The organism is Raineyella sp. LH-20, assembly GCF_033110965.1.
Classification (GTDB): domain Bacteria; phylum Actinomycetota; class Actinomycetes; order Propionibacteriales; family Propionibacteriaceae; genus Raineyella.
The window spans coordinates 2,598,413-2,624,814 of record NZ_CP137003.1 but is presented as its reverse complement, the minus strand read 5'-3'; the positions used below and the strand labels follow the sequence as shown (position 1 = coordinate 2,624,814).

The window sequence follows — 26,402 nt, the reverse complement described above, 5'->3', positions numbered from 1 at the left end:
CGCGTGACGAGCCCCGCCGTGGGGCCGCTTCTGAACGTCCCCAAGGGCGTTCGGCGTCGTCACCGAACGCTCGTCAGGGCGCTCGGCGTCGTCACCGTACCTCCCGGGCGTGCCGAGCCGAAGAGCGCGTCCAAGCAGGGTGTCCCACCGACCGTGCGCGACGCCCGCGACTGCAAAGGCCAGAGCCCTGACAGACAACACCACAACCTTCACGGATCTCGGGATCGATGCCGCCTTCTGCGAGGCCCTCGCAGAGCACGGCATCGTCCATCCGTTCCCGATCCAGGAGATGGCGATCCCGATCGCCCTCCAGGGCACCGACCTGATCGGGCAGGCTCGCACCGGCACGGGCAAGACCCTCGCCTTCGGGCTGCCGCTGCTCCAGCGCATCGATCTGCCGGTCGACGCCGAGGACGGGCACGGCACCAGCCCGCAGGCGCTGGTCATCGCCCCCACCCGCGAGCTGGCCAACCAGGTCGGCAAGGATCTCAGCACCGCCTCCGCGCGGACCACCGCGCGGATCCTCACCGTCTACGGCGGCACGCCGTACGAACCGCAGCTCGAGGCCCTCGCCGACGGCATCGACGTCGTGGTGGGCACTCCTGGCCGGCTGCTCGACCTGGCCGACCGCCGCGCTCTGGACCTGTCCCGGGTGCGGATCGCCGTCCTCGACGAGGCTGACGAGATGCTCGATCTCGGCTTCCTGCCCGACGTCGAGCGGCTGATGTCGAAGACCGCGAAGAACCGTCAGACCCTGATGTTCTCCGCGACCATGCCGGCGCCCATCGTCGCGCTCGCCCGGGCCCACCTGCACGCGCCGGTGAACATCCGCGCCGAGCACCAGGAGGACGTGCAGACCGTCCCGGCCACCCGGCAGTTCATTTACCAGGCTCACCCGCTGGACAAGCCCGAGCTGGTCGCCCGCGTCCTGCAGGCGAAGGACCGCGACCGGGTGATGATCTTCTGCCGGACCAAGCGCGAGGCGCAACGCGTCGCCGACGACCTGTGCGAGCGGGGCTTCGCCGCCGCCGCGATCCACGGTGATCGCACCCAGGCCGCCCGCGAACAGGCGCTGCGCCGGTTCCGCGAGGGCCGCATCGACGTCCTGGTGGCCACCGACGTCGCCGCCCGCGGGATCGACGTCACCGGTGTCACCCACGTGATCAACTACGAGTGCCCGGAGGATTCCAGCACGTACGTCCACCGGATCGGTCGTACCGGCCGCGCCGGGGCCGAGGGCGTCGCGGTCACCCTGGTCGACTGGGCCGACGTGACCCGGTGGAAGGTGATCAACAAGACCCTCGGGCTCGACCTGGCGGATCTCCAGGAGACCTACTCCACGTCCGACCATCTGTTCACCGATCTGGACATCGACCCGGAGACCTCCGGTCGGGTCGGCCCGCCGCGGCCGACCAGCGGCTCGGCCGGTCACCGGGGCGGCGCCGGGTCCGGCAAGGGCACCGGCGGCAAGGGGTCCGGTCGGTCCTCCGGCGGCCACAAGCCGGCCCATCGGTCCCCGTCCCACTCGACCGGTTCGACCACCTCGACCGGGCCCAGTGTCCAGCCCACCGACGGCGCCACGGCCGAGCCGGCCCAGGCCGGCACCGGTGAGGCCGCTCCTCGCCGACGCCGTCGCCGCCGGATCCGACGCGAGAGTGAGGGCGCCGCGACGGCCCCGCCGCCGGCGGAATGAGGCCCGGATGACCGAGTCGCCCAGCTGGCCGGTCGAGACGGCCGTCGTCGACCTCGACGACGGCACGTCGCTGGCGCTGCACCTCTGCAGTCCCGACGACGAGCGGGGCGTGGTCATCCTGATCCACGGCATCTTCGGGTCGAAGGAGGACTTCGACACCGTCCTGCCGGCCTTGGCCGAGGAGGGCTTCAGCGCGTGTGCGCTGGATCTGCGCGGCTGCTACGAGTCCACCTCCCCCGGCCCGTTCTCGCTGGAAGTCTTCGCCGAGGACGTCATCGACCTGGTCGACGAGATCGGTTCGGACATCCCGGTCCATCTCGTCGGCCAGGGTTTCGGCGGACTGGTCGCCGAGGAGGCGGCCCTGCTGGAACCGGACTTCTGGGACTCGGTCACCCTGGTGAGTTCCGGCCCTGGCGGTCTGGGGCGCACCCGCCCGCTGGGTTACGTCGAGGACGCGCTCGCCGAGCATCGTCCTCTGGTGGAGATCCACCGGGAGTTCCTCGACCTGCTCGGGCTGACGGTGGACCATCCCTCGGCATTCGTCGACGAGCGCGTGGCCCGGACCGACCCGCACGCGGTGACGGCGATGATCGACGCGGTCGAGCACACCCCGGACCGCTCCGCGCAGCTGTGCGCCACCGGGATCGACTTCCACGTGGTGTACGGGGAGCACTCCGACTCCTGGCCGGTCGATGCCCAGGTCGCGATGGCGCGGAAGTTCGGCGCCGATCCGGTGGTCCTCAAGGGCTGCTCGGACCATCCGGCCGAAGATCGGCCCGAGGCGACCGCCCGCGCGCTGGTGCAGAACTTCCTCGAGCTCGACTGAGACCCGGCCCGGCTCAGTCGCCCATCATCTCCCGCAATCGGGCGTACTGCTCCGGGTCGGTGACCTCACAGCCCAGCGGATTGTGGGTCTTCCCTCTCCCGTGGTAGTCGCTGGAGCCGGTCATCAGCGCCCCGTGCTCCGCGCCGTACGCCCGCAGCCGCCGCCGGTCCTCCGGTCCGTGCTCGACGTGGTCGACCTCCCAGCCGGCCGCCCCGGCCGCCAACAGCTCGCCCAGCACGTCCAGCGCCAGCACCCGTTTCGAGTCCCGCCCCCACGGGTGGGCGATGACCGGGACGGCCCCGGCCGCCCGGAGCGTACGTACGCCGGTGAAGATGTCCGGGGCGTAGCGGTCGACCCACGCCGGCCCGCCCTCGGCCAGGTAGCCGGCGAACGCCTCGTCGCGGCTGGCGACGTAGCCGCGGGCGACCAGGGCATCGGCCACGTGGGGACGGCCGATCGACGGGGTGTCGCGAGCCTGGGCCGCCACCTCCTCCTCGGTCAGCGGCATGCCCAGCGCGGCCAGCCGGCGCAGCATCGCCGGGATCCGCCCCGTCCGGCCGGCGCGGATCCGGGCCAGTTCGCCGACCAGAGCCGGGTCGGTCCGGTCCCCTCCGTAGCCGAGCAGGTGGACCGAGCTGCCGTGGTGGGCACAGGACATCTCGAGGCCGCCGACGAACTCCAGCCCGATCTCCGCGGCCGTCCGTGCGGCCTCGTCCAGGCCGTCCCAGGTGTCGTGGTCGGTCAGCGCGACGACGGCCAGGCCGCAGTCGGCGGCCGCGCGGACCACCTCCGCCGGGCGGTCCGTCCCGTCCGACACGGAGGAGTGGGTGTGCAGGTCGATGCGGCCCGGGACGGTCATGTGCCTCATCGTAGGGGGTGGCACCATGGGTCCCATGCAGATCTCCGCGACCGCACTGTTCCCCGCCGATCCGGCCCGCGTCTTCGCGATGCAGATCGACCGCGCCTTCCTCGAGGAGGTCTGCCGGATCGGTGGCGCCGTGAGGTACGAGGTCGAGGCGAACGGTCACCGCACCCGGATGTCACGCAGCATGCCGGCACCGGAGCTGGCGCGGAAGTTCGTCGGTGACACCATCACCGTCGTCGAGACCTACCTGTGGGGCGACGCATCGGCCGACGGCACCCGCACCGCCGACCTGGTCGTGGACGTGCCCGGCACCCCCGGACGGATGACCGGCGCCGCGGTGCTCTCCCCCGCGCTCGGCGGCAGCCAGATCGTCGTCTCCGGTGACCTGGTGGTGAAGCTGCCGCTGGTCGGCCGCAAGCTCGAACAGGCCGCCGCGCCTGCCCTCACCGCGGGCATCGAGGTGCAGGAGACGGTCGCCCGGCGCTACCTGGCCTGACTCTCCTCACCGGCCCGGGCCCTCAGCCGAGCAGCGTGTCGAGTTCGTCAGGGGCATACCAGAGCAGGTCGTGTTCGGCGACCAGCACCGCCACGTGCTCGGCGAAGGTGTCCGGCACCGTCCGCGCGGCCCGCGCCGCCGCGACGGCGGGCAGAGCCGCCGGTTCGTCGACGAAGAGGGCGCTGACCTGCGACCAGGCGACGTCCGACACAGTGACCCGGCCCGACCCGACCTCCGGGTCGGCCACGAGCTGGTCGGGACGGACCCGGACCGCCACCACGAACCGCGGGCCGCTCAGCGAGTCGGCCAGGCTGCGCATCGCCGCGTCGGTGAGGGCCCAGAAGTCGGCCTCCTCCTCGTCGTCCGACACCGCCAGGTCCAGGTCGCGGCGGCGGGCGTACGCCACGTCGACGCTGATGCCCTCAGCGTGGTCCAGGCGTCCGGATCGACGGAACTCCTCCGTCGTCCCGGGCCCCGAGGGCAGGTAGACGGTCCGGGTGGTGGGTGCCTTGGCCATGGCCTCAGGCTAGTGCCCCGAGCGGTCGGTGGGATGCGCAGCCACCGGGTGTTGTCCGTCCGGCACTCTGTCCACAGATGTGTTGTCCGGGCCTTCCGGGCGTACGCCACGACCGGCACCGTGGAGGCGTGCTCACCCTGCTGCTGCCCGAGTCCCGTCCACCCCGCCTCGACCTGTCCGGACCGCCGGAGGAACAGGTCGCCCAACCGGGCCTGTTCGACACCCTGCCCACCGGCCCGCGCCCCTGTTCGAGCTCGGCGCGGGCCCGGATGCTGGCTCGCGCAGGCGAGGCCTGCACGTCGGCGCTGGTCGACATCCTGGCCGGTCGGCGTGGCCCGCACCAGCTGGCCCGGTGGAGCACCGAGACGGTGCTCACCGACCTGGTGATGCTCGCCCGGGCGGTGCACCGCCACCCGATCCGGACCGGTCCTCCGTACGTCCAGGTGGTCGGCGACCGGGCCGCCGAGATCGTCATCGGGTGTCGGCCGGCCCGCGGCGAGGACTGGGCCCCGCTGCGGGTGCTCACCGCACGGATCGAGCCGTACGCCGACCGATGGCACTGCTGCCACCTGGGGTGGATCGCCGGCCCGCCGCGGGCCGCCTCAGGTCAGGCCGTCGCGCCCGACCCGCCCTTGCGTCCGTGACAGTACTTGAACTTCTTGCCCGACCCACAGGGGCACGGGTCATTGCGGCCGACCCCCGCGTACGGGTCCTCCGCCGACGGCCCGTGGCCGCGGACGGTGGTGCGGGTCTCGTTGCTCTGCCGGGCCACGCCACCCTCGTCGGGTGCCGAGTAGGCCAGCGGCGACTCGGCGCGCTCAGCCAACCCGGTCGACCGGATCCGACCGCCTGCCGTCGGGGCCGCCTGGGCGACCGGCACGGCCGGGGTAGCAGGTGCGGCAGGTGCGGCCGCGGGGCTCGCCGCCGGAACGCCGGCGGCGGCCCCGACCACGATCGGCTGGCCCTGCTCGTCGCGGACGATCCCCACCGTCGGCTGCTCGACCACCTGCACCTCGAGGTTGAACAGGTAGCCGACCACCTCCTCCATGAAGGCGTCCATCATCGCGGTGAACATCTCGGCGCCCTCGCGCTGGTACTCGACCAGCGGGTCGCGCTGCGCCATCGCCCGCAGGCCGATGCCCTCGCGCAGGTAGTCCATCTCGTAGAGGTGCTCGCGCCACTTGCGGTCGAGCACCGTCAGCAGCACCCGGCGTTCCAGTTCACGCATGGTCTCCGCGCCGAGATGGGTCTCTCGCGCGTCGTACGCCTCGCGGGCGTCGTTCTGGAAGTCCTCGACCAGCTCGGCCGAACTGATGTTGACGCCGCGGTAGTCCTCGATGTTGAGGCCGACCGGGTAGAGGGTGCGCACCTGCGCCCACAGCGCGTCCAGGTCCCAGTCCTCGGCGAAGCCCGTCGCGGTGGCCCCGCGGACGTAGCCCTCGACCACCTCGTCGGTCGCGGCGCGCAGCCGCTCGGAGACGTCGGCGCCCTCCAGCACCTTGCGTCGGTCGCCGTAGATGGCGTGGCGCTGACGGTTCATCACGTCGTCGTAGCGCAGCACGTTCTTGCGCATCTCGAAGTTCTGCGACTCGACCTGCTCCTGCGCCTGCTGGATCGACTTCGAGACCCGCTTGTTCTCGATCGGCTGGTCGTCGGGGATCCGCAGCGCCTGCATCACCCAGTCGACGATGTCGGACTTGAACAGCCGCATCAGGTCGTCCTCCAGCGACAGGTAGAACCGGGACTCGCCCGGGTCACCCTGCCGGCCGGAGCGACCGCGCAGCTGGTTGTCGATCCGCCGCGACTCGTGGCGCTCCGAGCCCAGCACGTAGAGCCCGCCGAGCGCGACGACCTCCTCGTGTTCGGCCTTCGACTGTTCCTCGAACGCCTTCAGCACCTCGGGGTAGTCCGCCTCGTACTCCGCGGAGTTCTCCAGCGGGTCGATGCCACGGTCCTGCAGCGCCTTGTCGGCGAGGAACTCGGAGTTGCCGCCGAGGATGATGTCGGTGCCACGGCCGGCCATGTTGGTCGCGACGGTCACCGCGCCCTTGCGTCCGGCCTCGGCGACGATCGCCGCCTCACGCTCGTGGTTCTTGGCGTTCAGCACCTCGTGGCGCACCCCGACCTGAGTCAGCAGGGCCGACAGCACCTCGGACTTGGCCACCGACGCGGTGCCGATCAGCACCGGCTGGCCCTTCTCGTGACGCTCGCTGACCTCGGTGACGATCGCCTTGAACTTCGCCAGCTCGGTGCGGTAGATCAGGTCCTTCTGGTCGAGCCGGATCAGCGGCTTGTTCGTCGCGATCGGCAGCACCGACAGGCCATAGATCTTCTGGAACTCCGACTCCTCGGTCTTGGCCGTGCCGGTCATCCCGGCGAGCTTGTCGTACATCCGGAAGTAGTTCTGCAGGGTGATCGTCGCCAGCGTCTGGTACTCGTCGCGGACCTCGACCCGCTCCTTCGCCTCGATCGCCTGGTGCAGTCCCTCGTTGTAGCGGCGACCGGGCAGCGTACGCCCGGTGTGCTCGTCGACGATCAGGACCTCGCCGTTCAGCACGACGTAGTCCTTGTCCTTCTTGAACAGTTCCTTGGCCCGGATGGCGTTGTTCAGGTACGAGATGAGCGGGGTGTTGGCCGACTCGTAGAGGTTGTCGATGCCGAGCTCATCCTCGACCCGGTCGATGCCTGGCTCGAGGATCGCGACCGTACGCTTCTTCTCGTCGACCTCGTAGTCCCGGTCGACGGTGAGCTTGCGGGCGGCCAGGGCGGCGAAGACCGGATACCACTGCCGGTTCTCCTCGGCGGGGCCGGAGATGATCAGCGGCGTACGCGCCTCGTCGACCAGGATCGAGTCCACCTCGTCGACGATGGCGAAGTGGTGACCGCGCTGCACGCAGGCGTCCAGGGTGAGCGCCATGTTGTCGCGCAGGTAGTCGAAGCCGAACTCGTTGTTGGTGCCGTACGTGATGTCGCAGCGGTAGGCCCGGCGACGCTCCTCCGGATCCATGTTGGCCAGGATCGTGCCGACCGACAGCCCGAGCCAGTGGTGCACCCGGCCCATCCACTCCGCGTCGCGGCGGGCCAGGTAGTCGTTCACCGTGACGACGTGGACGCCCTCGCCGGTCAGGGCGTTGAGGTAGACCGGCAGGGTCGAGACCAGCGTCTTGCCCTCACCGGTCTTCATCTCCGCGATGCTGCCCCAATGCAGCGCCGCACCGCCCTGGATCTGCACGTCGTAGTGACGCTTGTCCATCACCCGCTTGGCGGCCTCGCGGACGGTCGCGAACGCCTCGGGGAGGATCGAGTCGAGCGACTCGCCGTTGTCGAGGCGCTGGCGGAAGTCGTTGGTCTGGCCCCGCAGCTCGGCGTCGTCCATCGCGACGAAGTCCGGCTCGATCAGGTTGACCCGCTCCGAGACGGTCTTGAGCCGACGAAGGATACGGCCTTCGCCCATGTGCAGGATCTTGTCCAGGACTGCCACGGAATCAGTGCTTTCTCACGGGAACGTCTGGGGCGTCCGCCCGTCGGGCGGACGTACCCCATCGTAGGGGGTCGGCGAAGCTCTGCCGACCCGTCGTCACCCGCGGTGGTAGTGGTAGCGGCGCCCGGTCACGCTGGACGGGACGATCGCCATCACCTCTGTCTTGTTCCCCTCGATCCACGGGTGCACACCGCTGGCCGCGGCCGCTGCCTCGTCTCCCTCCAACGCGGCGGCGAACCCCCGGACGACGACGCTGGTGCTCTCCTGCTCCTCGATCCGGTCGACCTCGTAGGCGACCGTGCCCTGCGCGTCGATGCCGAGCAGCTTCGACCCGGGTCCGGTCTCGAAGACGATCTGCCCGTCGCGAACCGCATGGTTGATCGGGACGATGCTGACCTCGCCGTCGAGCTCGTACGCCAGTCGGCCGACGGACTCCTCCGCCAGCACCTCCCAGCAGGCCTCGAGGGTCAGCTCCTCCATCTGCTCGTGCTCCATCGCTACTCCTTCGTGTGGTGGCGCGTCGTCTCCGAGGGTACGGCATGCCCTTCGGCGGCGGATGTCAGACTGGTGACGGCCCGGCGCCCGCGGGCGGGTCGGGAGTAACGCAACGAAAGGCAGCTGTTCATGAGTGAACTGGCAAGCATCGGAGTCGTCGGGATGGCGGTGATGGGGTCCAATCTGGCGCGGAACTTCGCCGCCCACGGCCACACGGTCGCCATCTACAACCGCAGCGTCGAGAAGACCGACAAGGTGATGGCCGAACACGGGGCCGAGGCGGGCTTCATCGCCGCCCGGACCCCGGAGGAACTGGTCGCCGCACTGGAGAAGCCCCGCCGGATCATGATGATGGTCAAAGCCGGCGCCGCGACCGACGCGACGATCGAGACCTTCGCCCCCCTGCTGGAGGACGGCGACATCCTCATCGACGGCGGCAACGCCTTCTACAAGGACACCCAGCGACGCGAGGTCGCCCTGCGCGACCGGGGCATCCACTTCGTCGGTGTCGGCGTCTCGGGCGGCGAGGAGGGTGCACTGAACGGCCCCTCGATCATGCCCGGCGGCTCGGCACACTCCTACGAGTTCCTCGGCCCGCTGCTGGAGGACATCTCCGCGAAGTACGACGGCGAACCCTGCTGCACCTACATCGGCACCGACGGCGCCGGCCACTTCGTCAAGATGGTGCACAACGGCATCGAGTACTCCGACATGGAAGGCATCGGCGAGGCCTTCAGCCTGCTGCGCGCCGCCGGCCTGACCGTGCCGGAGATCTCCGACACCTTCCGGGAGTGGAACACCGGCGAACTCGACTCCTACCTGATCGAGATCACCTCCGAGGTGCTCGACCAGGTCGACGCGGCCACCGGCCGCCCGCTGGTCGACATGATCGTCGATGCGGCCGGTCAGAAGGGCACCGGCTCGTGGACCGCCCAGATCGCCCTGGAGCTCGGAGTCGACGTGAACGCGGTCGCCGAGTCCGTCTTCGCCCGGGCGGTGTCCTCCTCCGCCGACCTGCGCGCCGCGCTGGCGCCGCGGCTCGTCGGGCCGGACGGGACCATCGCGGTGGAGGACCGGGCCGCCTTCGTCGAGGACGTCCGCCAGGCGCTGTGGGCGTCCAAGGTGGTCGCCTACTCCCAGGGCCTGGACCTGATCCGGGTCGGCGCCCAGCAGTACGGGTGGGACATCGACGTGGCCGCGGTCGCCAAGATCTGGCGCGCCGGCTGCATCATCCGGGCCCGGCTGCTCGGCCGGATCTCCGACGAGTACGCCGCCGGCAATCTCACCAACCTGCTCGAGGCCCCCTCGCTGGTCACTGACATGGCCGCTGCGCAGGACGGCTGGCGACGTACGCTCGCCCGGGCGATCACCGCCGGCGTCCCGGTGCCGGTCTTCTCCTCGGCCCTGGCCTACTACGACAGCGCCCGGTCGCCGCGGCTGCCCGCTTTCCTGATCCAGGGCCAGCGCGACTTCTTCGGCGCCCACACCTATCGGCGCACCGACGCCGAGGGCACCTTCCACACCGAGTGGTCCGGCGATCGTACGGAGACCAGACTCGACTGACCCCGATCCCTACCGCCCGGCGATCGTACGGACACCGGTGCTCGCCGGGTTGCGACAGACAGGTCGCCGGGTAGACGGATCACCGGGTAGACAGATCGCAGGACAGACAGAGGGGGCCGGTCCGTGTGGACCGGCCCCCTCGTCGCTCCGGGAGACCGCGGCGGCGGCTCCCGGGACTGTTCAGCCGACGTTCTCCGACGACGCCTCACCGTCCAGCCGCAGCACACCGTAGCTGTAGCCCTTGCGGCGGTAGACCACGCTGGGCACGCCCGCCTCGGCATCCTGGAACAGGAAGAAGTCGTGTCCGACCAGTTCCATCTGGTCCAACGCCTGAGCCAGCGTCATCGGGGTCCCGGGGTGCGACTTCTCGCGCACCACCAGCGGGCCCTCACCCGTCACCTCGATGCCGGCGACCGTACGGGTCTCCGGCTCGCCGCTCTCCTCGGCCGGGGCGAAGCCCAGCTCGGGCAGCTCGGCGGCCGCCTCGTAGAGGGCGGTCGGCCGACGACGTCCGTGGTGCACCTTGCGACGATCGGACGCGCGCCGCAGCTGCGCGCGCAGCCGGTCCATCGCCATTTCGAAGGAGGCGAACCTGTCGGCGTCCGCGGCTTCGGCGCGGACGATCGGGCCTTTGGAGAGGAGGGTGATCTCGGTGCGGTAGGTCTGGTTGGGCTGCTTCTCGGTCCCGTAGGAGGAGAGCTGGACGTCCACTCGGATCACGCGATCCCTGAGACGCTCGATCTTTCCGATCTTGTCCAGTACGTGCAGCCTGTAGTCCTCGGGCACCTTGGTGTGCCGGCCAGTGACGTTGACGTCCATGGCAACCTCCAGTCTCAGCGACGACCGACCGCCCGTACGACGGGCTGGCATCGGTCCTGACAATGGGAAAAGCACCGCGTCCCCCCTCGCCTTGAGGCAGGACCTCTGGGGATCCTGCCTTGCCGGAATCAGTGGGGAACCGGTGCCATGCACCTACGGTACTCGTGCCGTCGGGTCCCCACCAGCGTGTTCGACCTATGTCACACCGAGGGTCGCCGGGCCCCGAACCACGTCACGCCGGCCCCACGGGCGGGCCGACATCCGATCGACACATCAGGCCGGCATCCCTCATCAGGCCGTAACACAACCGCAGATCCGTGGAAACAGACGGCCTGTTCACTGATGGCCATGACCACACCCATCGATTCCGGCGACACCGCCTGGGTACTGATCAGTGCCGCGCTGGTGTTGCTGATGACGACGCCGGCCCTCGCTCTCTTCTACGGCGGCATGACCCGTACGAAGAACACACTCAACATGATGATGATGTCGTTCGTCTCCCTCGCCGGAGTCGGCGTGCTCTGGGTGCTCTTCGGGTACTCGACGTCGTTCGGGAACTCGCTGGGCGGCCTCGGCCTGCTCGGCAACCCGCTCGATGCCCTCGGGCTGAACGGCCTGATGAGCAAGGACGCGGTGGCCGGCACGGTGCCGGCGCTGGCCTTCGTCGCCTTCCAGGCCGCGTTCGCCGTGATTGCGGTCGCGCTGATCTCCGGAGCCGTCGCCGACCGGATGAAGTTCAGCGCCTGGGTGGTGTTCTCGCTGATCTGGGCCACCGTCGTCTACTTCCCCGTGGCGCACTGGGTGTTCGCCTTCAGCTCCGCCGACGGCAGCGTCGTCGGCGGCTGGATCGCCAACCAGCTCAAGGTGATCGACTTCGCCGGTGGCACGGCCATCCACATCAATGCCGGCGCGGCCGGTCTGGCCCTGGCGATCGTCCTCGGCAAGCGCCAGGGCTTCGGCAGGACGCCGATCCGTCCTGGCAACCTGGTTTCCGTGATGCTGGGCGCCGCTCTACTGTTCGTCGGCTGGTTCGGCTTCAACGCGGGCTCGGCCCTCGGTGCCAACTGGATCGCCTCGACCGCCTTCGTCAACACCTTGGCCGCCACCGCCGCGGCGGTCATCGGCTGGCTCCTCGTGGAGCGGATCCGCGACGGGCACGCCACCACCCTCGGCGCGGCCTCCGGCATGGTCGCCGGTCTGGTCGGCATCACCCCCGCCGCTCACTCGGTCTCCCCGCTGGGCGCCCTGCTGCTCGGCATCCTGGTCGGTGCGGTGTGTGCGCTGGCCGTCCCGCTGAAGTTCCGGCTCGGCTACGACGATGCCCTCGACGTCGTCGGTGTCCACCTGGTCGGCGGCCTCGTCGGCACCATCCTGATCGGCCTGCTGGCCGACCCCACCTCCCCCGCCGGGGTCGCCGGACTGTTCTACGGCGGCGGCTTCGCTCAGCTCGGCCGCCAGGTCGTCGGGGCACTCTCTGTGATGGTCTACTCCTTCGTGCTCTCCTTCGTGATCGCCCTCGTGATCAAGAAGGCCATGGGGATCCGTGTCGATGACGAGACCGAACGGGTCGGGATCGATATCGTGACCCACGCCGAGCAGGCATACGACTTCACCGCCCCGGCCGGTGGCTCGGCCATGCACGTCGGCCACGGAACGGGCCTCACCAGCAAGGAGCACCTGTCATGAAGCTCATCACCGCCATCATCAAGCCGCACCGTCTCGACCCGGTCAAAGATGCCCTGATCGCGCTGGGCGTCTCCGGGATGACCGTCACCGAGGTCGCCGGCTACGGCCGCCAGCGCGGCCACAGCGAGGTCTACCGGGGCGCGGAGTACACCGTCGACTTCGTCCCGAAGATCCGCCTGGAGATCGTCCTCGAGGACGCCGACGTCGACCGGGTCGTCCAGACCATCGTCACCGAGGCCGACACCGGCAAGATCGGCGACGGGAAGATCTGGACCCTCCCGGTCGAGGACGTGATCCGGGTCCGCACCGGTGAACGGGGCCAACAGGCCCTGTGATCTGACATGGCCGACACCTCCACGGTCCGCTCCGAGCGATTGACCATCGCCGGCGCCCCGCGTCCTTCGGGCCGGGGCGCCGGTGCGCTGTCCAGGGCTCACATCGCCGCCCTCACCGAGGGGTGGCTCCGCGATCTGTGGGTCGCCGCGACGACCGGCCATCCGGAACCGATCGAGCCGGGCCCCGGGATCGCCCTGGCCTGCTCCGGCAGCCTGGCCCGCCGGGAGTCCGGCCCACTGAGCGATCTCGACCTGGAGCTGCTCCTCGACCGCCAGTGCGGTCTCGGCCGCGACGCCATCGCCGAGATCGCCGAGCGTCTCTGGTATCCGATCTGGGACAGCAGCCTCGGGCTGGACCATGCCGTCCGGACCATCGACCAGTCCCGGGCCGCTGCCCGGGTCGACCTCGCCACCGCCGCCTCCGCGCTGGACGTACGCTGCCTGGCCGGCGACGACCGGGTCGTCAGTACGCTGCGCAGCGTGCTCGCCGCCGACTGGCGCACCGACGCCCGCAAACGGCTACCCGAGCTGGAGGAGTCGATCCGGGCCCGGCACGCCCGCAACGGCGACCTCGACCAGACGCTGGATCCCGACCTCAAGGAGGGCAACGGGGGCCTGCGGGACATGACCGTGCTGCGGGCACTGGCCGCCTCCTGGCTCGCCGACTACGCCCACGAGCGGGCCGAGATCGCCCACCACCTGCTGTTGGACACTCGCGACGCGCTGCAGGTGGTCACCGGGCGGGCCCGCAACGAACTGGTGCTGCAGGAGCACGACGCGGTCGCCGACCGGCTCGGGCTGGACACCGACGAGATGCTGCGTCGGGTCTCCGCCGGCGGTCACACCGTCGCCCACGAGCTCCAGACGACGCTGCGCCGCGCTCTCCAGGCTCGAGCACCCCGTCGCGGCATCCCGCGCCGCAAGCCCGAGCTACGTGCCCTCGGCGACGGCTGCTATGTCCACGAGGGCGAGGTCGTCCTCGGCAAGGGGGCCGACCAGGACGACCCGATGCTCCCGCTGGTCCTGGCCCGGCACGCCGCAGCGGAGGACCTGCCGATCTCCGACATCACCGCGCGCAACCTCGCCGACCGAACGCCGGACCTGCCCACCCCCTGGCCGGCAGCTGCCCTGTCGTCCTTCGTCGACCTGCTCGGCACCGGCCGGCCGTTGCTGGCGGTCTGGGACGCCCTGGACGACGCCGGCCTGATCAGCCGCTGGATCCCCGCCTGGGACGCCATCCGGTCGCGCCACCAGCGCAACAGCGTGCACCGGTGGACCGTGGATCGTCACAGCATCGAGTGCGTCATCGAGGCGACCCGGCTGACCGATCGGGTCGGTCGGCCCGACCTCCTGCTGCTCACCGCACTGTTCCACGACATCGGCAAGGTCGCCGGCGCCCGCGACCACAGCACCACCGGGGCCCGCCTCGCCGGCGAGGCGCTGCCCCGGCTCGGCGTCGATCCCGACACGGCCGGGACCATCGTCGGCCTGGTGCACGACCACCTGGCCCTGGCAGCGCTGGCGTCCCGGGAGGATCCCGACGAGCCGGCGGCCGTCGACCGGCTGCTCGGCATCGTCCACGAGGACTCGGAGGTGCTGGAGCTGCTGGCCGCGCTCACCGAAGCGGACGCCCGGGCCACCGGCCCAGGGGTGTGGACCGGCTGGCGGGCCGGCCGGGCCGGCCTGTTCGTCACGGCGGCGCGACGGCGGCTGGCCGAGGAGCCGCACTGACCGAGGGCCGGCGCGGTGTCGCGGCCACTGTCGCCGCTCCGAGCACCCGGACCCCGGCCGATCGCAGCACCCGCGCCGACTCGGCCATGGTGGCGCCGGTGGTGATCACGTCGTCGATCGGGACGGCCACCGCGTCGGGGATCGGGCGTGCCGTCGTCGCCAGACTGCCCCGCAGGTTGGCGGCTCGCTGTGCGGCGTCCAGACCGGCCTGGTCGGCGGTCCGGCGGCGCATCCGTACCAGCCGGCGCATCACCACCGGCAGACCGGTGGCGGCGCTCACCCGCACCGCAGCACACGCCGCCAGCCGTGCCGTCACATCGCTCCCGCGGCGCAGCACCGCGCTCCGCCGGGAGGGCGCCGGCACCAGGACGACCGGTCCCGGCACCCACAGCCCGTCCTCCGCGCAACGGTGCAGCAGGGTGAGCACCGCCCAGGCGAGCCGGTCACCGAGCAGGCCGGCCAGCCCCCAGGCCGACCCCTCCTTGTAGCGGTGGATCAGGCCCCGCATCGGCCCGACGTAGGGGGCGGCGGCCACCGTCATCGGCAGGCCGGGCGGCGTCGGTCGGGGGCGTACGATCCGCGGACCGTACGCCAGCACCCACGCCTCGCACCGCGGGCAGACCGACGGGCCGGGGCGCCCGCATCCGGCGCAGGTCCTGCCCAGCAGCAGATCCGCCGCCGCCTCGACCAGCGTCATACCGTCGGTGTGGTTCGCTCGAGCGCTGCGGCGGCTGGCACGGCCCGACCTGGGGACACCGCCCGATGGCTGCGCGAAGGCTGTGGACAACGCCGTCCTGGCGGCTGCGTTCCGGCCGGCCCGGGTGGGTGTCCTCGGCCGGACTGATCCCCTGACGTCCTCAGCCGGGGTAGGCCGCCGCGGTGATCGTGGCCGACAGGTGTGGCCAGATGGCGACGTCCTCGTAACGCCAGGCGCCGGTCCGGTCCCCGACGATCACCATCCGGGTGCTCTCCGGGTTCGGCAGGGTCGCGATCGAGCGCGCCTGCCACCCGTCCGGCTGGCCGATCTGCTGCACCGCGACGGTGCTCAGGTCGAGGCGGTAGGGGCTGGGCTGGGTGCTCTCCTGCCCGCTGCCCAGCACGACCAACCCCATCGGGCCCGACCAGCCGACGTCGCTGACCGAGGTGAGCTGCGACTGCCCGCTCAGGGCCAGCGGAATGACCTGCAGGCCCTCGACCCGCAGGCTCCCTCCCTGGCGATCCACTCGGGCCAGAGCCAGCACGGTGTGACCGTCGCGCTCGATCACCAGCGCCATCCGGACACCGTCCGGAGAGATCCGGAAGTTGCTGATCCGCGTGCCGGTCAGGTCACCGGCGTCGACGCCGACGATGCGGTCGCCCTGGGCGACCTGGATCTTCTGCTGGCCGGGCTCCCCCGACACCAGCCACAGTTCGCCGGTACGCGCGTACTGCGGGCGGAGCAGCCGGGTGAACCCGGCGAAGGTCCCCGAGGTGGTGCCGGCGGCCAGGTCGACGGTGGTCAGCCGGGTACCGCCCTCGGTGACCACCGCGACGGTGTCCGCGGACGCGGTGACGGCGAGGCCCTCGGGGTCGGTTCCGCTCTGACCGAAGGGGCCGGGGATCGGGACGACGGTGCTGGTCTGGTCGCTCTGGTCGACCCTGACCACCTTGTGGTCGTCGATGGCGAAGAGATGGTTGTCGAGGCCGGGCGGCACCGGCGCCAGGTTCGGCAACGAGCCGACCGGCACGACGGAGTTCTGCCCGGTCAGGTCGCCGAGGGCGTACGCGGCGCCGTCGTGCAGGACCTTCACCCCGGTCACCGTCGGCAGCTGGGCGAGTGTCCAGGTGAGCTGGCCCGCCAACAGACGCCGCTGGGCTGTGTCGAGGGTGTCGATCGGACCGCTCAGATCGACGGTGGCCACGCCGTCCGCACCCACCCCGACGTCGTTGCGCAGCGTCGTCCCGGCCGGGACGGCGTTGGACACCGCGGGTGCGATCCAGTCCCCTGGCCCCGCCAACAGGGCGCGGACCAGGGTGGTCGCCGTACGCCGCCCCTGAGCCAGCGAAATCGGGTCGGGGACGAGGTACTGGCCGCCGGGCTCGGGCCAGTAGAGGCTGGGGTGCTGGAAGAAGTTGTCGAAGATGAACTGGGAGACCAGCAGCCCCTCGGGCGGATCGGTGATCCGCCACTGCCCGTCGGAGCCGCGTTGCAGACCGAAGTCGGTGGTGAGTCTGTCCTTGACGGGGGTGAAGGCGCCGCGGGCATCCACCCGGCCGGTGACCGGCGCGCTCAGGGTGACCGTGCCGCCGGCCTCGGTGACGGCGTGCCCGTCGGCATAGACGGTCACCCCCGACATCGGCTGCCAGGTGTCGCGGACCGAGGGTGCCAGATAGAGCCGGGCGGTCGCATAGTCGGGTTCGTACGCCGCCATCGCCTGCAGGAAGCCGTCCACCACCGCGCGCGGCGAGCTGTTGACCGCCGGCGGCTGGGCGGCGATCTCGACCTGAGACGTGGACCGGGCACTCGACTGGTCACCGCGGATGACCGGCCCGCTGCTGGGCACCGACACGCAGCCGCCCAGCAGGGTGGCGAGCACCAGTGCGAGAAGGACACGGGCCGTACGACGCGCACCGCCCCCGTCGATCCTCGTCATTCCTCCGCCTCCTGTGCTGGGTCGGCCGCCGACGCCGTCGGTGCAAGGCGCGCCGCGGGCAGTTCCCGGGCCGCCGCGTGCGCCTGGGCCTCGAGGAAGTCGGCGGGCACGACCGGCAGCGGTGACACCTCCACCAGCCCGCCCGGCCGGCGAGGCACGGTGAGCCGGAACTGCGCTCCCTGGCCGGGCCGCCCCCAGGCGTTCAGGGAGCCGCCGTGCAGCCGGGCGTCCTCCATCGCAATGGCCAGGCCGAGACCGGACCCGCCGACCGTACGTGCCCGCGACGGGTCGGCCCGCCAGAACCGGTGGAAGACCATCCGGGCCTGGTCCGCGGCGAACCCGACGCCGTGGTCGCGGACGGTGACCGCGACCGACCGCTCGTCCCCCACTACGGTGATCTCGATCGGTCGGGACTCACCGTGCTCGATCGCGTTGGTGATGAGGTTGCGCAGCACCCGCTGGATCCGACGCGGATCCACCTCGGCGTACGCCGCATCCTCCGCGCGCACCACCAGCGGTGTCCGTTTGCTCTCGGCGAACGGGCGCTGCGCGTCGACCTCCGCCTCGACGATCTCCACCAGGTCGACCTTCGCCGTGCTGAGCACCGCGGCACCGGCGTCGAACCGGGAGATCTCCAGCAGGTCGTCGAGCAGCGAGGCGAACCGGTCCAACTCGTCGTGCAGCAGCTCGGCCGAGCGATGGGTCGCCGGGTCGAAGTCCTCGCGCGCCTCGTAGATGAAGTCGCCGGCCATCCGCATCGTCGTCAGTGGCGTACGCAGCTCGTGGGAGACGTCGGAGACGAACTGCTGCTGGACCTGTGACAGGTTCTCCAGCTGGCTGATCCTGGTCTGCAGTTCCGAGGCCATGTTGTTCATCGAGGCGGCCAGGCGGGCGACGTCGTCGGTGCCGCGGACCGGCATCCGGTCGGCCATGTTGCCCGAGGCGAGGGCCTCGGCCGCCTCCCGGGCCGCCCGGACCGGGATGACGACCTGGCGGGCGACGAACGCGGCGACCAGGCCGAGGCCGAGCAACAGGATCACCCAGGTGGTGATCACCGCGCCGCGCAGCACCTGGAGCGTCTGGGTCTCCTGGGTCAGCGGGAACACCAGGTAGACCGGAAAGCGCCCGGCACCCGGCGCGTTCAGGGCCGAGCCGACCGCCCAGCCCGACTCGGTGTGCCCGTCCTCGTACGCGATCAGCGTGGGCGCCGCCCACACCCCGGTGGACCGGGACACTTGGTCGGCCAGCCCGGCCGGGACGGAATCGGGCTGCATCCCGCCGGATCGAAAGCTCGACACCGGGCCCTGCACGAGCACGTGGTACTGGCCGCTGACCGTGCCGCGCTTGGCCAGGTCGATGGTGACCTTGCTGAGGATCTCGTTGATGTTGCCGGCGGCCAGGTCACTGGTGAGCATCTGGGTCTGCGCGGAGTCGAAGGCGACCTCCGCCTCGGCCATCGCCGCCCGGCGCTTGCCCTGCATCACCCCGTCGCTCGCCTGCTGCATCAGCAGGAAGCCGGCTGCGACCAGGACCGCGGTGGAGGCCAGCACGGTGCTGGTCACCACCCGCATCGGCAGCGAGCCGCGCCACACGTCCAGCGGATGGGTGAAGAAGCCGTGCAACGCCCGGGCGAACCACCGGATCGCCCCGCCCACCCGGGTGGGGATGCCGGGGGCCATCGGGTCAGTCGATCCGCTCGACCGTCGGGCCGGCCTTGTATCCGACACCACGGACGGTGAGCACGATCTGTGGGTGTTCCGGATCCTGCTCGATCTTGGAGCGCAGCCGCTGCACGTGGACGTTGACCAGCCGGGTGTCGGCGGCGTGGCGGTAGCCCCACACCTGTTCCAGCAGGACCTCGCGGCTGAACACCTGACGGGGCTTGCGAGCCAGTGCCAGCAGCAGGTCGAACTCCAGCGGGGTGAGCGGGATCTCCTGGGTGCCCCGGCGCACGGAGTGGGACTCGACGCTGATCTGCAGGTCGCCGATGGTCAGTGTCTCGGCGGGGTGCTCGGTGGGCAGCCGCCGCAGGCGAGTGCGCACCCGGGCGATCAGTTCCTTGGCCTTGAACGGCTTGGCGATGTAGTCGTCCGCCCCGGCCTCCAGGCCCGCCACCACATCCGTGGTGTCCGAGCGAGCAGTGAGCATCACCACCGGCACGTCGGACTCCGCCCGGATCTCCCGGCAGATCTCCACCCCGTCCTTGCCGGGCAGCATCACGTCCAGCAGCACCAGGTCCGGGTTCACCGCGCGCAGGGTCTCCATCGCCTCGTCGCCGCGGCCGACCCAGGTGGTCCCGAAGCCCTCCTGCTGGAGCACGAGCTGCAGCATCTCGGCGAGCGCCGCATCGTCGTCGACCACCAGGATCGTCGCCCGCGACACCGCAGGCCGGGCTCCGTACGCCACAGTCGGTACTCCTTGTCCTCCGCCGGTCGTCACCATCCTAATCTCACCGCGATACCCCGCCCGGCATGGTCGCCGTTTCGGCCCTGTCGCACCGTCCGGCCGGTCAGTTGAGGTGAGGCGTCTCGGTCCAGGTCGCGTAGAGGGCCAGGTCCCCACCCTGTCGATGGAGCACCTCACGCCACAGCGTCCACGGGGCGTGCCCGAAGACGTCGGTGTAAGCGGCGGGCACGACGTACCACAGACCCCGGCCGATCTCGGTCTCCAGCTGCCACGGCGACCACCCTGCGTAGCCGACAAAGATCCGGATGTCGTCGTACGTGTCGACGACCAGTTCGACCGGCGTGTCGAGATGCAGCAGGCCGATCCGGCCGACCACCGGACGCCAGCCGGGAGGTTCTTCCTCGGGGTCCTTCACGCTCGCCAGGCAGACCGCGCCTTCGGGCAGCACCGGTCCGCCCTGGTAGAGCACCCGCGGCACGCTGACCACCTCGGCCCAGTCGGGCAGCACCCGTTCCAGCGCCAGGTCGGCGCGCTTGTTGAGCACCACGCCCAGGGCCCCGTCGTCGTCGGCGTCGACAAGGAAGATGACGGACTGCTCGAACACGCCGCCGTCGCGCACGTCGACGGTCGACACCAGCAGGTCACCGCGCCTCGGCCGACGTACTTCCACCCGACCATTGTGGCCCGGGTCAGGAGACGTCGGCCGCTTCTTCCAGTTGTCCGGCGATCTGCACGTAGAAGTCGCGCACCGCCGCGGATCCGGCCACCGGTCCTCCGGCGAGCAGCCCGTCGGCTCCGAGCAGCACCGCGCCGGGGGTGCCCTTCACGCCGAGCGTACGTACGGCGTCCCCCGTCGTGTCCACCATCGCGGTCTCCACCCAGGCCGGTGTGCCCGGCATGCCCAGCACCCCCGCGGAGACCACGACCCGGATGTCGAGGGGCAGATCCCGGGCCCGCCAGCGGGGCAGGTCGCGGGCGATCCCGGCACAGGACCCGCAGCCCGGGGAGAGGAAGAGCAACAGCTGCGCGCCGTGGTGGATCATGCCCCGCAGCGGCACCTGGCGGCCGTCCGGGTCCTGCAGCGTGGCCTCCGGGATCTCGGTGCGGACATAGTCCTCCCAGACCTCGTCGTCATCGTCGTCGCCGTCGGTCTCCCCGGGGACGGGCTCCTCGTCGGGCACCGGAACGCCCGGACCCGACGGGACGGCCAGCACCGCCACGGCGACCGCCAGGCCGGCGCCCAGCAGCCACCCCCACACGGTCGGGGACCCGAGCCGGGCGATGACCGTGCCGCCGAGGGCGGTATCGACGACCGCTCCCACCGCGGCGGCCTCCAGCACGATGTTGCGGGCCAGTGTCCGCCCGGAGACCGGGGCGGTGTCCTCGGCGCCGAAGCAGCCGCAGGAGACCGGGTCGGGGGCCCGGACGGCGAGGACGACCAGCACCAGGTAGGCGGTGACGAGGGCGGCACCGGCGATCGCCGGCAGCAGGGCCCAGGGGGCCGGCAGCACGATCAGGCCGAGGCCGATCAGGAGTTCGGCGACGGGATGCCAGCGGCGGACGAAGGGCGAGCTGATCCAGGCCGGCAGGCCGGCGCCGCGGAAGGCGATCTGTCCGAGATCCGGGCGGCGCCACTTCCCGACGGCTGCGACGAGCAGAGTGACGGCGACGATCACGGCAGGGAGGACCAGGAAGTCGGGCACGGCGCGATTCTATGTGGCGTGCCCGGACGCGTGGAACGGGCGTCCCGCCACAGCAGGACGCCCGTTCCACGTCAACAAGGGTGGTGGAGATGCGGGGAATCGAACCCCGGTCCATAGGAGGCAGCTCAGACATTCTCCGGGCGCAGCCGACTAGGTGTTCTGCTCGGCTCCCACCCTCACGTCGGCAAGTGGTGGACGAGCCCAGTCACAGTAAATGTCCCCATCACGCCCTGTGACGCGAAGTGACGGGTGAGTTCCCTTGTTGAGGCCAGACACCGAGCCGGGAACACTCCCGGGCTGACCCTTCGGTCACTGCTCAGGCAGCGAGAGCGAAGTCAGTGCGCTTGTTGTTGGCACTTATTGGTTTCCAGGGGTCGTTAACGAGTTGACCCTGGCTCCTCGGCCCGCTTCTCCTGGGACAACACTCCCATGTCGAAACCGATCATCCCCTGTTGAGTTGTCCTGCCGCGTCACCGCGCCCTGAGGCGAGGCCGCCACGGCAGGCTGTCATCATAACGCATCCGACCCGGCCGGCATTCCGGCCGCGCCGGGATACTTCACCTGCCGATCGCCCGCGGCTCGGGCTTCGACAGGATGCGGATCGGGACCAGCTTCATCAGCGGGTTCTCCCACGGCTCCCCGGCGGCGGCCTTGGCGCCCCCGACGATGATGAGCAGGAACCAGGCCAGCGCGGAGATGCCGGCGATGATGCCCAGCGGCGACCAGATCTCCGACAGGATGCCGCCGGCGATGATGCCGCCGGTGCTGATCAGAGTGAAGTCGAAGGCACTGGCGGCCTGGCGCTTGGCCTCCGACCCCATCGGCGCCACCAGATAGCCGATCAGCGGGCCGAAGATCCAGGTGAACAGCGCGGAGAAATAGCTGAAAGCAGCGATCCCCCGGCCTGCGCCGTCCCGTGCCTGGGCACTCACCAACGGTGCGTACGCCGGGTGGGTGCCGAGGGCCTGGGAGGTGGCGGTGGGTTGGACCAGCCCGTAGAAGGCGAGATTGAGGTCCTTGCGGGTCCGCGCCGCGAAGACCTGGTCGAGACGCTGGTCGAGCTCGACCTCCGTCAGGCGGCCGTCGGCGTAGGCACGCTGCAGCCAGTCGACGGCACGGTCCCGCTGCTCGTCGGAGACGAGGAGGTTGAGACTGGGGTGTTCGTACGCCGGGGTCATGCCTCCACGATGCCACCGGGCGGCGACGGACCCCAATGGGGTGCAGCCCTGAAAGGGTCCCTGACGACCGGTCAGGGACCCGTCACCCGGCGACCGCGGGCGCCGGATCACCAGGACCCGCCGCCGCCTCCACCGCCGCCACCGCCGACGAACCCGCCCCCGCCGCCGAACGCGGAGCCGCCACTGCCGAAGCCGGTGTCACCGCTCGACACCGGGGGCAGCGGGGCGACGGTGCTGGCCACGGCGTCGGTGAAACCGATCCAGGAGAAGGTCGGCAGGTAGAACTGCCCGATGTACCAGGTGGGCTGGATCTCGGGGAGGCGTCCGGCGGCCACCAGGTCCTGGCAGACCCGTGCCCAGCGGTCGGCGAGGTCGAAGCTGATCGCCCACGGCAGGTAGCGCGAGAAGATGTCCTCGCCCTCCTCGAAGCGGAGCTGGTCGGCCTCGGCGGTCGCCAGGTACTCCCGGAAGCCCTCGGTCTGGTCGGTGAGCGCCCGGCCGACCGGCGTCCGTTGTCCGCGCCGCAGCCGACGGCGGACCACCACCGCGGCCACGATGATCGGCAGCAGGGGCAGCAGGAAGAGCAGCCGAGCCACCCCCGCGGCGCCGACGAAGGCCCCTCCGGCCGCGAGCACGAGCCACCCCCGGCTGAATCCGCTGACATGGATCCCGCCGCCCGGCACCCGGGGCAGCCGGACGAACCATCCCCGCTCGCCCACTTCTCGACGAACATCGGTGACCATCCGATCGTGGGCGGCCGTCATGCCCCCGCGCTGGCCGAGGTCGACGGTCGCCCCTGCCTCGTCCGCGGCGAACAACGACCAGAGCAGCGCCGCCTCATGATTCGCCTCGGCCCGTCGCCGATCGACGAGGGTGATCCGATAGCCGCTGCGCTCGTCACCGGAGATGGTCACCGCACCCCGGACGGCCAGGGCGATCAGCGTGGCGGCGGTCTCTCGGGTGTCGAGCGTCCCGTCCAGCAGGTATCCCGCCTCGGCGACGGTGATCGGGGGCGGCGCGAACGCCACCGGTACCGTGAGGTCGCGCGGCGAGGCGCCGACCCGTCCCTCGGCGCCCGGTGGCGGCAGCACCCCCGGCGGCAGGTCGAGGAAGCGCAGGTCGCGCCGGGACCGTACGATCCGGGCGCCGACCAGCGCCGAGAGGGCGGCGACCAGTGCGGTGACCCCGCCGGCGGCGATCAATCCGCGCTGCTGCTGCACCGAGGCGCTGGGCGCCAGGTGGGGCCGGTTGTCGGAGACCAGGCCGGAGCGGATCTGTGCCGAGACGGTCATTCCCTCCCCGGGGCCGAGGGTCGACTGGGCGGCGTGGAGGACTCCGTTGTCGATGCTGACGCTGTCACACGGGGCGTTGCTCTGGCTGCCGCCGGCGTAGCACGCCTTGTCGGTCGCCCCGCCGGGCACCGTCACGCTCACCGCGATGTCGTTCAGTGTGGTGGTGGTCCATCCGGTGCCGACGGCGTCCCAGTAGAACTCGTCGTACGCCTGCTGGCCGCGCATCGCGCCGGTGATGGTGTATGTCAGCTGGTAGGTGGCGGTGGCGGAGGTGACCGTACGGTTGGGATCCCCGACCCGGATCAGCAGGTCCTCCCGGCGGGGGTCCGTGGACGAGGTCACGGTGGAGGTGGTGACGGCAGCCGGCGCGTCCGGGCTGCTCACCTGGATGTTGTCGTAGCGATAGACGACGTCCTGGCGCGGATCGTCCTTCTCCGGCTCCCGGGCGACCAGCTGGCGTTGGATGCCGTGCCGGCCCGAGCTGGTGCCGAAACGGTAGACGAGCCGTTCAGTGACCGCCACCGTCCCGTCCGTGCCGACGACGTAGTCCAGGGCGTACGAGTCGATGCTGTCCCCCGCGGCACGTGCGGGGGTCGCCAGGGCGAACGGCGCGACGACGACCAGCACCGCGAGCAGCGCCGCCACCAGCCTGGCCGGTCCACGACCGCGTCCTCCGCGGCGCGGCAGGGCGGTCATCGCCGGCCCTTCCGACGGGCCGCGAGCGCGCGGTCCGTCTCGCGTCGAGCGTCCCGCTCGGCCAGTGTCTGGCGCTTGTCGTACTCCCGCTTGCCCGTCGCCACCCCGATCTCCACCTTGGCGTAGCCGTCCTTGAAGTAGAGCTTCAGCGGCACCAGCGTGGTCCCGGAAGTGCCCAGGTCGCGCCGCAGCCGGTCGATCTCCTTGCGGTTGAGCAGCAGCTTGCGAGTGCGCCGCGCCGAATGGTTGGTCCAGGTGCCGTGGCTGTACTCGGGGATCATCGCCTGGCGCAGCCACACCTCGCCGTCGTCCACGGTCGCGAAGGAGTCGACGAGCGAGGCGTGGCCCTCTCGGAGCGACTTCACCTCGGTGCCCTGCAGGACGATCCCGGCCTCGTACGTCTGGTGGATCGTGTAGTCGTGGCGCGCCTTCTTGTTCTGGGCGACCAGTTTCGTCCCCGTCTCCTTGACCATGGGCCCATCATCCCAGAAACCACAAGCGGTGCCCCGGGATGACGGGGCACCGCGTGTGGAGAAGACCGCTGGGAAAGGGCGACCGACCCGAGAGGGGGTCAGAGGTAGGACCCCGGGTTCACCATCGTGCCGTTGCGCCACACCATGAAGTGCAGGTGGCAGCCGGTCGCGTAGCCGGTCTTGCCGACGTAGCCGATCACCTGTCCCTGCTTGACCGTCTGGCCCACCGACACGGCGTACTTCGACAGGTGGTTGTACGACGTGGTGGTGCGGACCCCGCCGAGGGAGCCGTGGTCGATGAACAGCCGGTTGCCGTAGCCCCCGTTGTAGTACCGCTGGGTCACCTTGCCGGAGGCGGCGGCGCGGATCGGGGTCCCGCAGGCGGCACCGAAGTCGGTGCCGTCGTGCAGCTTGTAGACCCCGGTGATCGGGTGCACCCGCATGCCGTACGAGGAGGTGATCCGGGCCCCCGCGATCGGGGCGGCGAGCCCGGAGGACGACGCCCGGGTGCTGGAGCCGGCGCCCGAGGAGTTGGACTTGCTGCCGGCGGAGGCGTTGCTGCCGGAGCCGCCGCTGCTGGACGACGAGGACGTGGCGGCGGCCGCCTCACGGGCCTTGCGATCCGCCTCGGCCTGCGCCGCGGCGGCCTTTCGGGCCGCCTCGTCACGAGCGGCGATGTCGGCGTTGACCTTGTCCCGTTCGGCGGACAGGTCCTGGTAGGCCTGGGTGTCCTTGGCCACCTCGGCCTGGGCCGCCTCCTGCGCCGTCCGGTTGGCGTCGACGGCGGCACTCACCGTGGCCTGCTGATCGGCCTGGGTGGCCTGCAGGGCGTTCAGCGACACCACCACCTGGGCGGCCGCCGCGCGGTCCGCGGCGACCTTGGCGGTGGCCTCCGCCTTCGCCGCCTGGGCTGCCTCGAGCTGGGCCTGCAGCTGGTTGAGCCGATCCAGCTGCGCGGAGTTGGTCTCCATCATCGTGGTGGAGAGCTGGATCCGGGTCTGCAGGCCGGCGGTGGAGCCGTTCTGCAGGAGGACCGCCACGCCCATCAGGTTGTGCTGCTGCTGGACCTGGTCGCGAGCGATCTCGCCGATCGTCGAACGCTGTGTGGTGATGGCCTGCTGTCCTGCTTCGACAGCGGCGGTCGCCTCGTCGAGCGCGGCCTGGGCGGCCCGCAGCTCCGCTGCGAGCCGGGCGTCCTCCGCCTTGGCGGCGGTGACCTGGTCCTGGGTGGACTGCAGGGCGGCCTGCGCGGCGGCGAGGTCGCCCTGCGATGCCTTGAGTGTCGCGATCGCGTCCTGCAGCGCCTTGCTGGACTCCTCGACGGCGTCGTCGGCGGAGGAGATCTGGCCGTTCAGCTGCTGCTTGCGGTCATCGAGCTGATCGGCGGAGGCCGGGATCGCGCATCCCAGGCCCAGGGCGGCGGCCAGTCCGACAGCCGCGATTCTGAGGCCCCAACGGCGGGCCGGTGAAGGCATGGTCACTGTAGTCCCCTGTCCCTCCGCACGCCGTGCCCC

The 26,402-nt window shown here is 71.1% G+C and carries 23 protein-coding genes and 1 other RNA gene; 8 read left to right on the top strand and 16 right to left on the bottom strand.

What is annotated here, in order from left to right; translation table 11 throughout:
- Positions 1 to 109 precede the first annotated feature (109 nt).
- Entirely contained in the window at positions 110 to 1,693 is a 1,584-nt protein-coding gene (locus R0146_RS11565; RefSeq protein WP_411567145.1) for a DEAD/DEAH box helicase, read from the top strand.
- A gap of 7 nt (positions 1,694 to 1,700) precedes the next feature.
- Complete coding sequence (locus R0146_RS11560; RefSeq protein ID WP_317689816.1) at positions 1,701 to 2,519, top strand: alpha/beta fold hydrolase; 819 nt, start codon at positions 1,701 to 1,703, stop codon at positions 2,517 to 2,519.
- Positions 2,520 to 2,532: 13 nt separating this feature from the next.
- Here R0146_RS11560 and R0146_RS11555 read toward each other — a convergent pair whose 3' ends face one another.
- Positions 2,533 to 3,378 (bottom strand): PHP domain-containing protein, encoded by an 846-nt coding sequence (locus R0146_RS11555; RefSeq protein ID WP_317689814.1) that lies wholly within the window; start codon positions 3,376 to 3,378, stop codon positions 2,533 to 2,535.
- Between the two features lie 34 nt (positions 3,379 to 3,412).
- Between R0146_RS11555 and R0146_RS11550 the strand changes: the two genes are divergently transcribed.
- Complete coding sequence (locus tag R0146_RS11550; RefSeq protein ID WP_317689812.1) at positions 3,413 to 3,880, top strand: DUF2505 domain-containing protein; 468 nt, start codon at positions 3,413 to 3,415, stop codon at positions 3,878 to 3,880.
- Between the two features lie 22 nt (positions 3,881 to 3,902).
- On the opposite strand, the gene R0146_RS11545 is transcribed toward R0146_RS11550, so the two are convergent.
- Entirely contained in the window at positions 3,903 to 4,397 is a 495-nt protein-coding gene (locus R0146_RS11545; RefSeq protein ID WP_317689809.1) for a DUF6912 family protein, read from the bottom strand.
- Positions 4,398 to 4,525: 128 nt separating this feature from the next.
- Here R0146_RS11545 and R0146_RS11540 point away from each other — a divergent pair, with 128 nt between their 5' ends.
- A complete protein-coding gene (locus tag R0146_RS11540; RefSeq protein WP_317689806.1) occupies positions 4,526 to 5,041 on the top strand; it encodes an Rv3235 family protein in 516 nt (171 codons plus the stop codon).
- Here the strand turns inward: R0146_RS11540 and secA are convergent.
- Complete coding sequence (secA, locus tag R0146_RS11535; protein WP_317692395.1) at positions 5,005 to 7,869, bottom strand: preprotein translocase subunit SecA; 2,865 nt, start codon at positions 7,867 to 7,869, stop codon at positions 5,005 to 5,007. The two genes, R0146_RS11540 and secA, sit on opposite strands and share 37 nt — an antisense overlap.
- A 105-nt stretch (positions 7,870 to 7,974) precedes the next feature.
- A complete protein-coding gene (locus R0146_RS11530; protein ID WP_317689804.1) occupies positions 7,975 to 8,373 on the bottom strand; it encodes a pyridoxamine 5'-phosphate oxidase family protein in 399 nt (132 codons plus the stop codon).
- A gap of 129 nt (positions 8,374 to 8,502) precedes the next feature.
- Here R0146_RS11530 and gndA point away from each other — a divergent pair, with 129 nt between their 5' ends.
- A complete protein-coding gene (gndA, locus tag R0146_RS11525) occupies positions 8,503 to 9,936 on the top strand; it encodes an NADP-dependent phosphogluconate dehydrogenase (RefSeq protein ID WP_317689802.1) in 1,434 nt (477 codons plus the stop codon).
- A 180-nt stretch (positions 9,937 to 10,116) separates the two neighbouring features.
- Here the strand turns inward: gndA and hpf are convergent, their stop codons facing one another.
- Complete coding sequence (gene hpf / locus R0146_RS11520) at positions 10,117 to 10,755, bottom strand: ribosome hibernation-promoting factor, HPF/YfiA family (protein WP_317689800.1); 639 nt, start codon at positions 10,753 to 10,755, stop codon at positions 10,117 to 10,119.
- A 348-nt stretch (positions 10,756 to 11,103) separates the two neighbouring features.
- On the opposite strand from hpf, the gene R0146_RS11515 reads away from it, so the two are divergent.
- Genes R0146_RS11515 through R0146_RS11505 form a run of 3 tightly spaced genes read left to right on the top strand, consistent with a single transcriptional unit; the run spans position 11,104 to position 14,507 of the window.
- Complete coding sequence (locus tag R0146_RS11515) at positions 11,104 to 12,441, top strand: ammonium transporter (protein WP_317689798.1); 1,338 nt, start codon at positions 11,104 to 11,106, stop codon at positions 12,439 to 12,441.
- Positions 12,438 to 12,776 (top strand): P-II family nitrogen regulator, encoded by a 339-nt coding sequence (locus R0146_RS11510; RefSeq protein WP_317689796.1) that lies wholly within the window; start codon positions 12,438 to 12,440, stop codon positions 12,774 to 12,776. Before R0146_RS11515 ends, R0146_RS11510 begins: the two co-directional genes overlap by 4 nt.
- 6 nt (positions 12,777 to 12,782) lie before the next feature.
- A complete protein-coding gene (locus R0146_RS11505; protein WP_317689794.1) occupies positions 12,783 to 14,507 on the top strand; it encodes a [protein-PII] uridylyltransferase family protein in 1,725 nt (574 codons plus the stop codon).
- Here R0146_RS11505 and R0146_RS11500 read toward each other — a convergent pair.
- From R0146_RS11500 to R0146_RS11450, 11 genes are all read right to left on the bottom strand, one after another.
- A complete protein-coding gene (locus tag R0146_RS11500) occupies positions 14,467 to 15,204 on the bottom strand; it encodes a ComF family protein (protein WP_317689792.1) in 738 nt (245 codons plus the stop codon). The two genes, R0146_RS11505 and R0146_RS11500, sit on opposite strands and share 41 nt — an antisense overlap.
- Before the next feature lie 160 nt (positions 15,205 to 15,364).
- Positions 15,365 to 17,140, bottom strand: a complete 1,776-nt coding sequence (locus R0146_RS11495) for an LpqB family beta-propeller domain-containing protein (protein WP_317689790.1) — start codon at positions 17,138 to 17,140, stop codon at positions 15,365 to 15,367.
- Positions 17,137 to 18,819: an MtrAB system histidine kinase MtrB gene (gene mtrB / locus R0146_RS11490; protein ID WP_317689788.1), complete on the bottom strand. Its 1,683-nt coding sequence runs from the start codon at positions 18,817 to 18,819 to the stop codon at positions 17,137 to 17,139. Before mtrB ends, R0146_RS11495 begins: the two co-directional genes overlap by 4 nt.
- 4 nt (positions 18,820 to 18,823) lie before the next feature.
- Positions 18,824 to 19,546 (bottom strand): MtrAB system response regulator MtrA, encoded by a 723-nt coding sequence (mtrA, locus tag R0146_RS11485; protein WP_317689786.1) that lies wholly within the window; start codon positions 19,544 to 19,546, stop codon positions 18,824 to 18,826.
- Between the two features lie 103 nt (positions 19,547 to 19,649).
- Positions 19,650 to 20,216, bottom strand: coding sequence for a YqgE/AlgH family protein (locus R0146_RS11480; RefSeq protein WP_317689784.1), 567 nt, complete (start codon positions 20,214 to 20,216; stop codon positions 19,650 to 19,652).
- Positions 20,217 to 20,235: 19 nt separating this feature from the next.
- Positions 20,236 to 21,249 carry a MauE/DoxX family redox-associated membrane protein gene (locus R0146_RS11475; protein ID WP_317689782.1) on the bottom strand — a complete coding sequence of 338 codons (1,014 nt, stop codon included), beginning with the start codon at positions 21,247 to 21,249 and terminating at the stop codon, positions 20,236 to 20,238.
- Between the two features lie 81 nt (positions 21,250 to 21,330).
- Positions 21,331 to 21,699, bottom strand: a transfer-messenger RNA (tmRNA) gene (ssrA, locus tag R0146_RS11470).
- Positions 21,700 to 21,806: 107 nt separating this feature from the next.
- On the bottom strand, positions 21,807 to 22,427 hold the full coding sequence (locus R0146_RS11465) for a DUF1707 and DUF4870 domain-containing protein (RefSeq protein WP_317689780.1): 621 nt from the start codon (positions 22,425 to 22,427) through the stop codon (positions 21,807 to 21,809).
- A 107-nt stretch (positions 22,428 to 22,534) separates the two neighbouring features.
- A complete protein-coding gene (locus R0146_RS11460; RefSeq protein WP_317689778.1) occupies positions 22,535 to 24,415 on the bottom strand; it encodes a DUF2207 domain-containing protein in 1,881 nt (626 codons plus the stop codon).
- Positions 24,412 to 24,888, bottom strand: a complete 477-nt coding sequence (smpB, locus tag R0146_RS11455; RefSeq protein ID WP_317689776.1) for an SsrA-binding protein SmpB — start codon at positions 24,886 to 24,888, stop codon at positions 24,412 to 24,414. Before smpB ends, R0146_RS11460 begins: the two co-directional genes overlap by 4 nt.
- 98 nt (positions 24,889 to 24,986) lie before the next feature.
- Positions 24,987 to 26,363 carry a M23 family metallopeptidase gene (locus R0146_RS11450; protein ID WP_317689774.1) on the bottom strand — a complete coding sequence of 459 codons (1,377 nt, stop codon included), beginning with the start codon at positions 26,361 to 26,363 and terminating at the stop codon, positions 24,987 to 24,989.
- Positions 26,364 to 26,402: the final 39 nt, after the last annotated feature.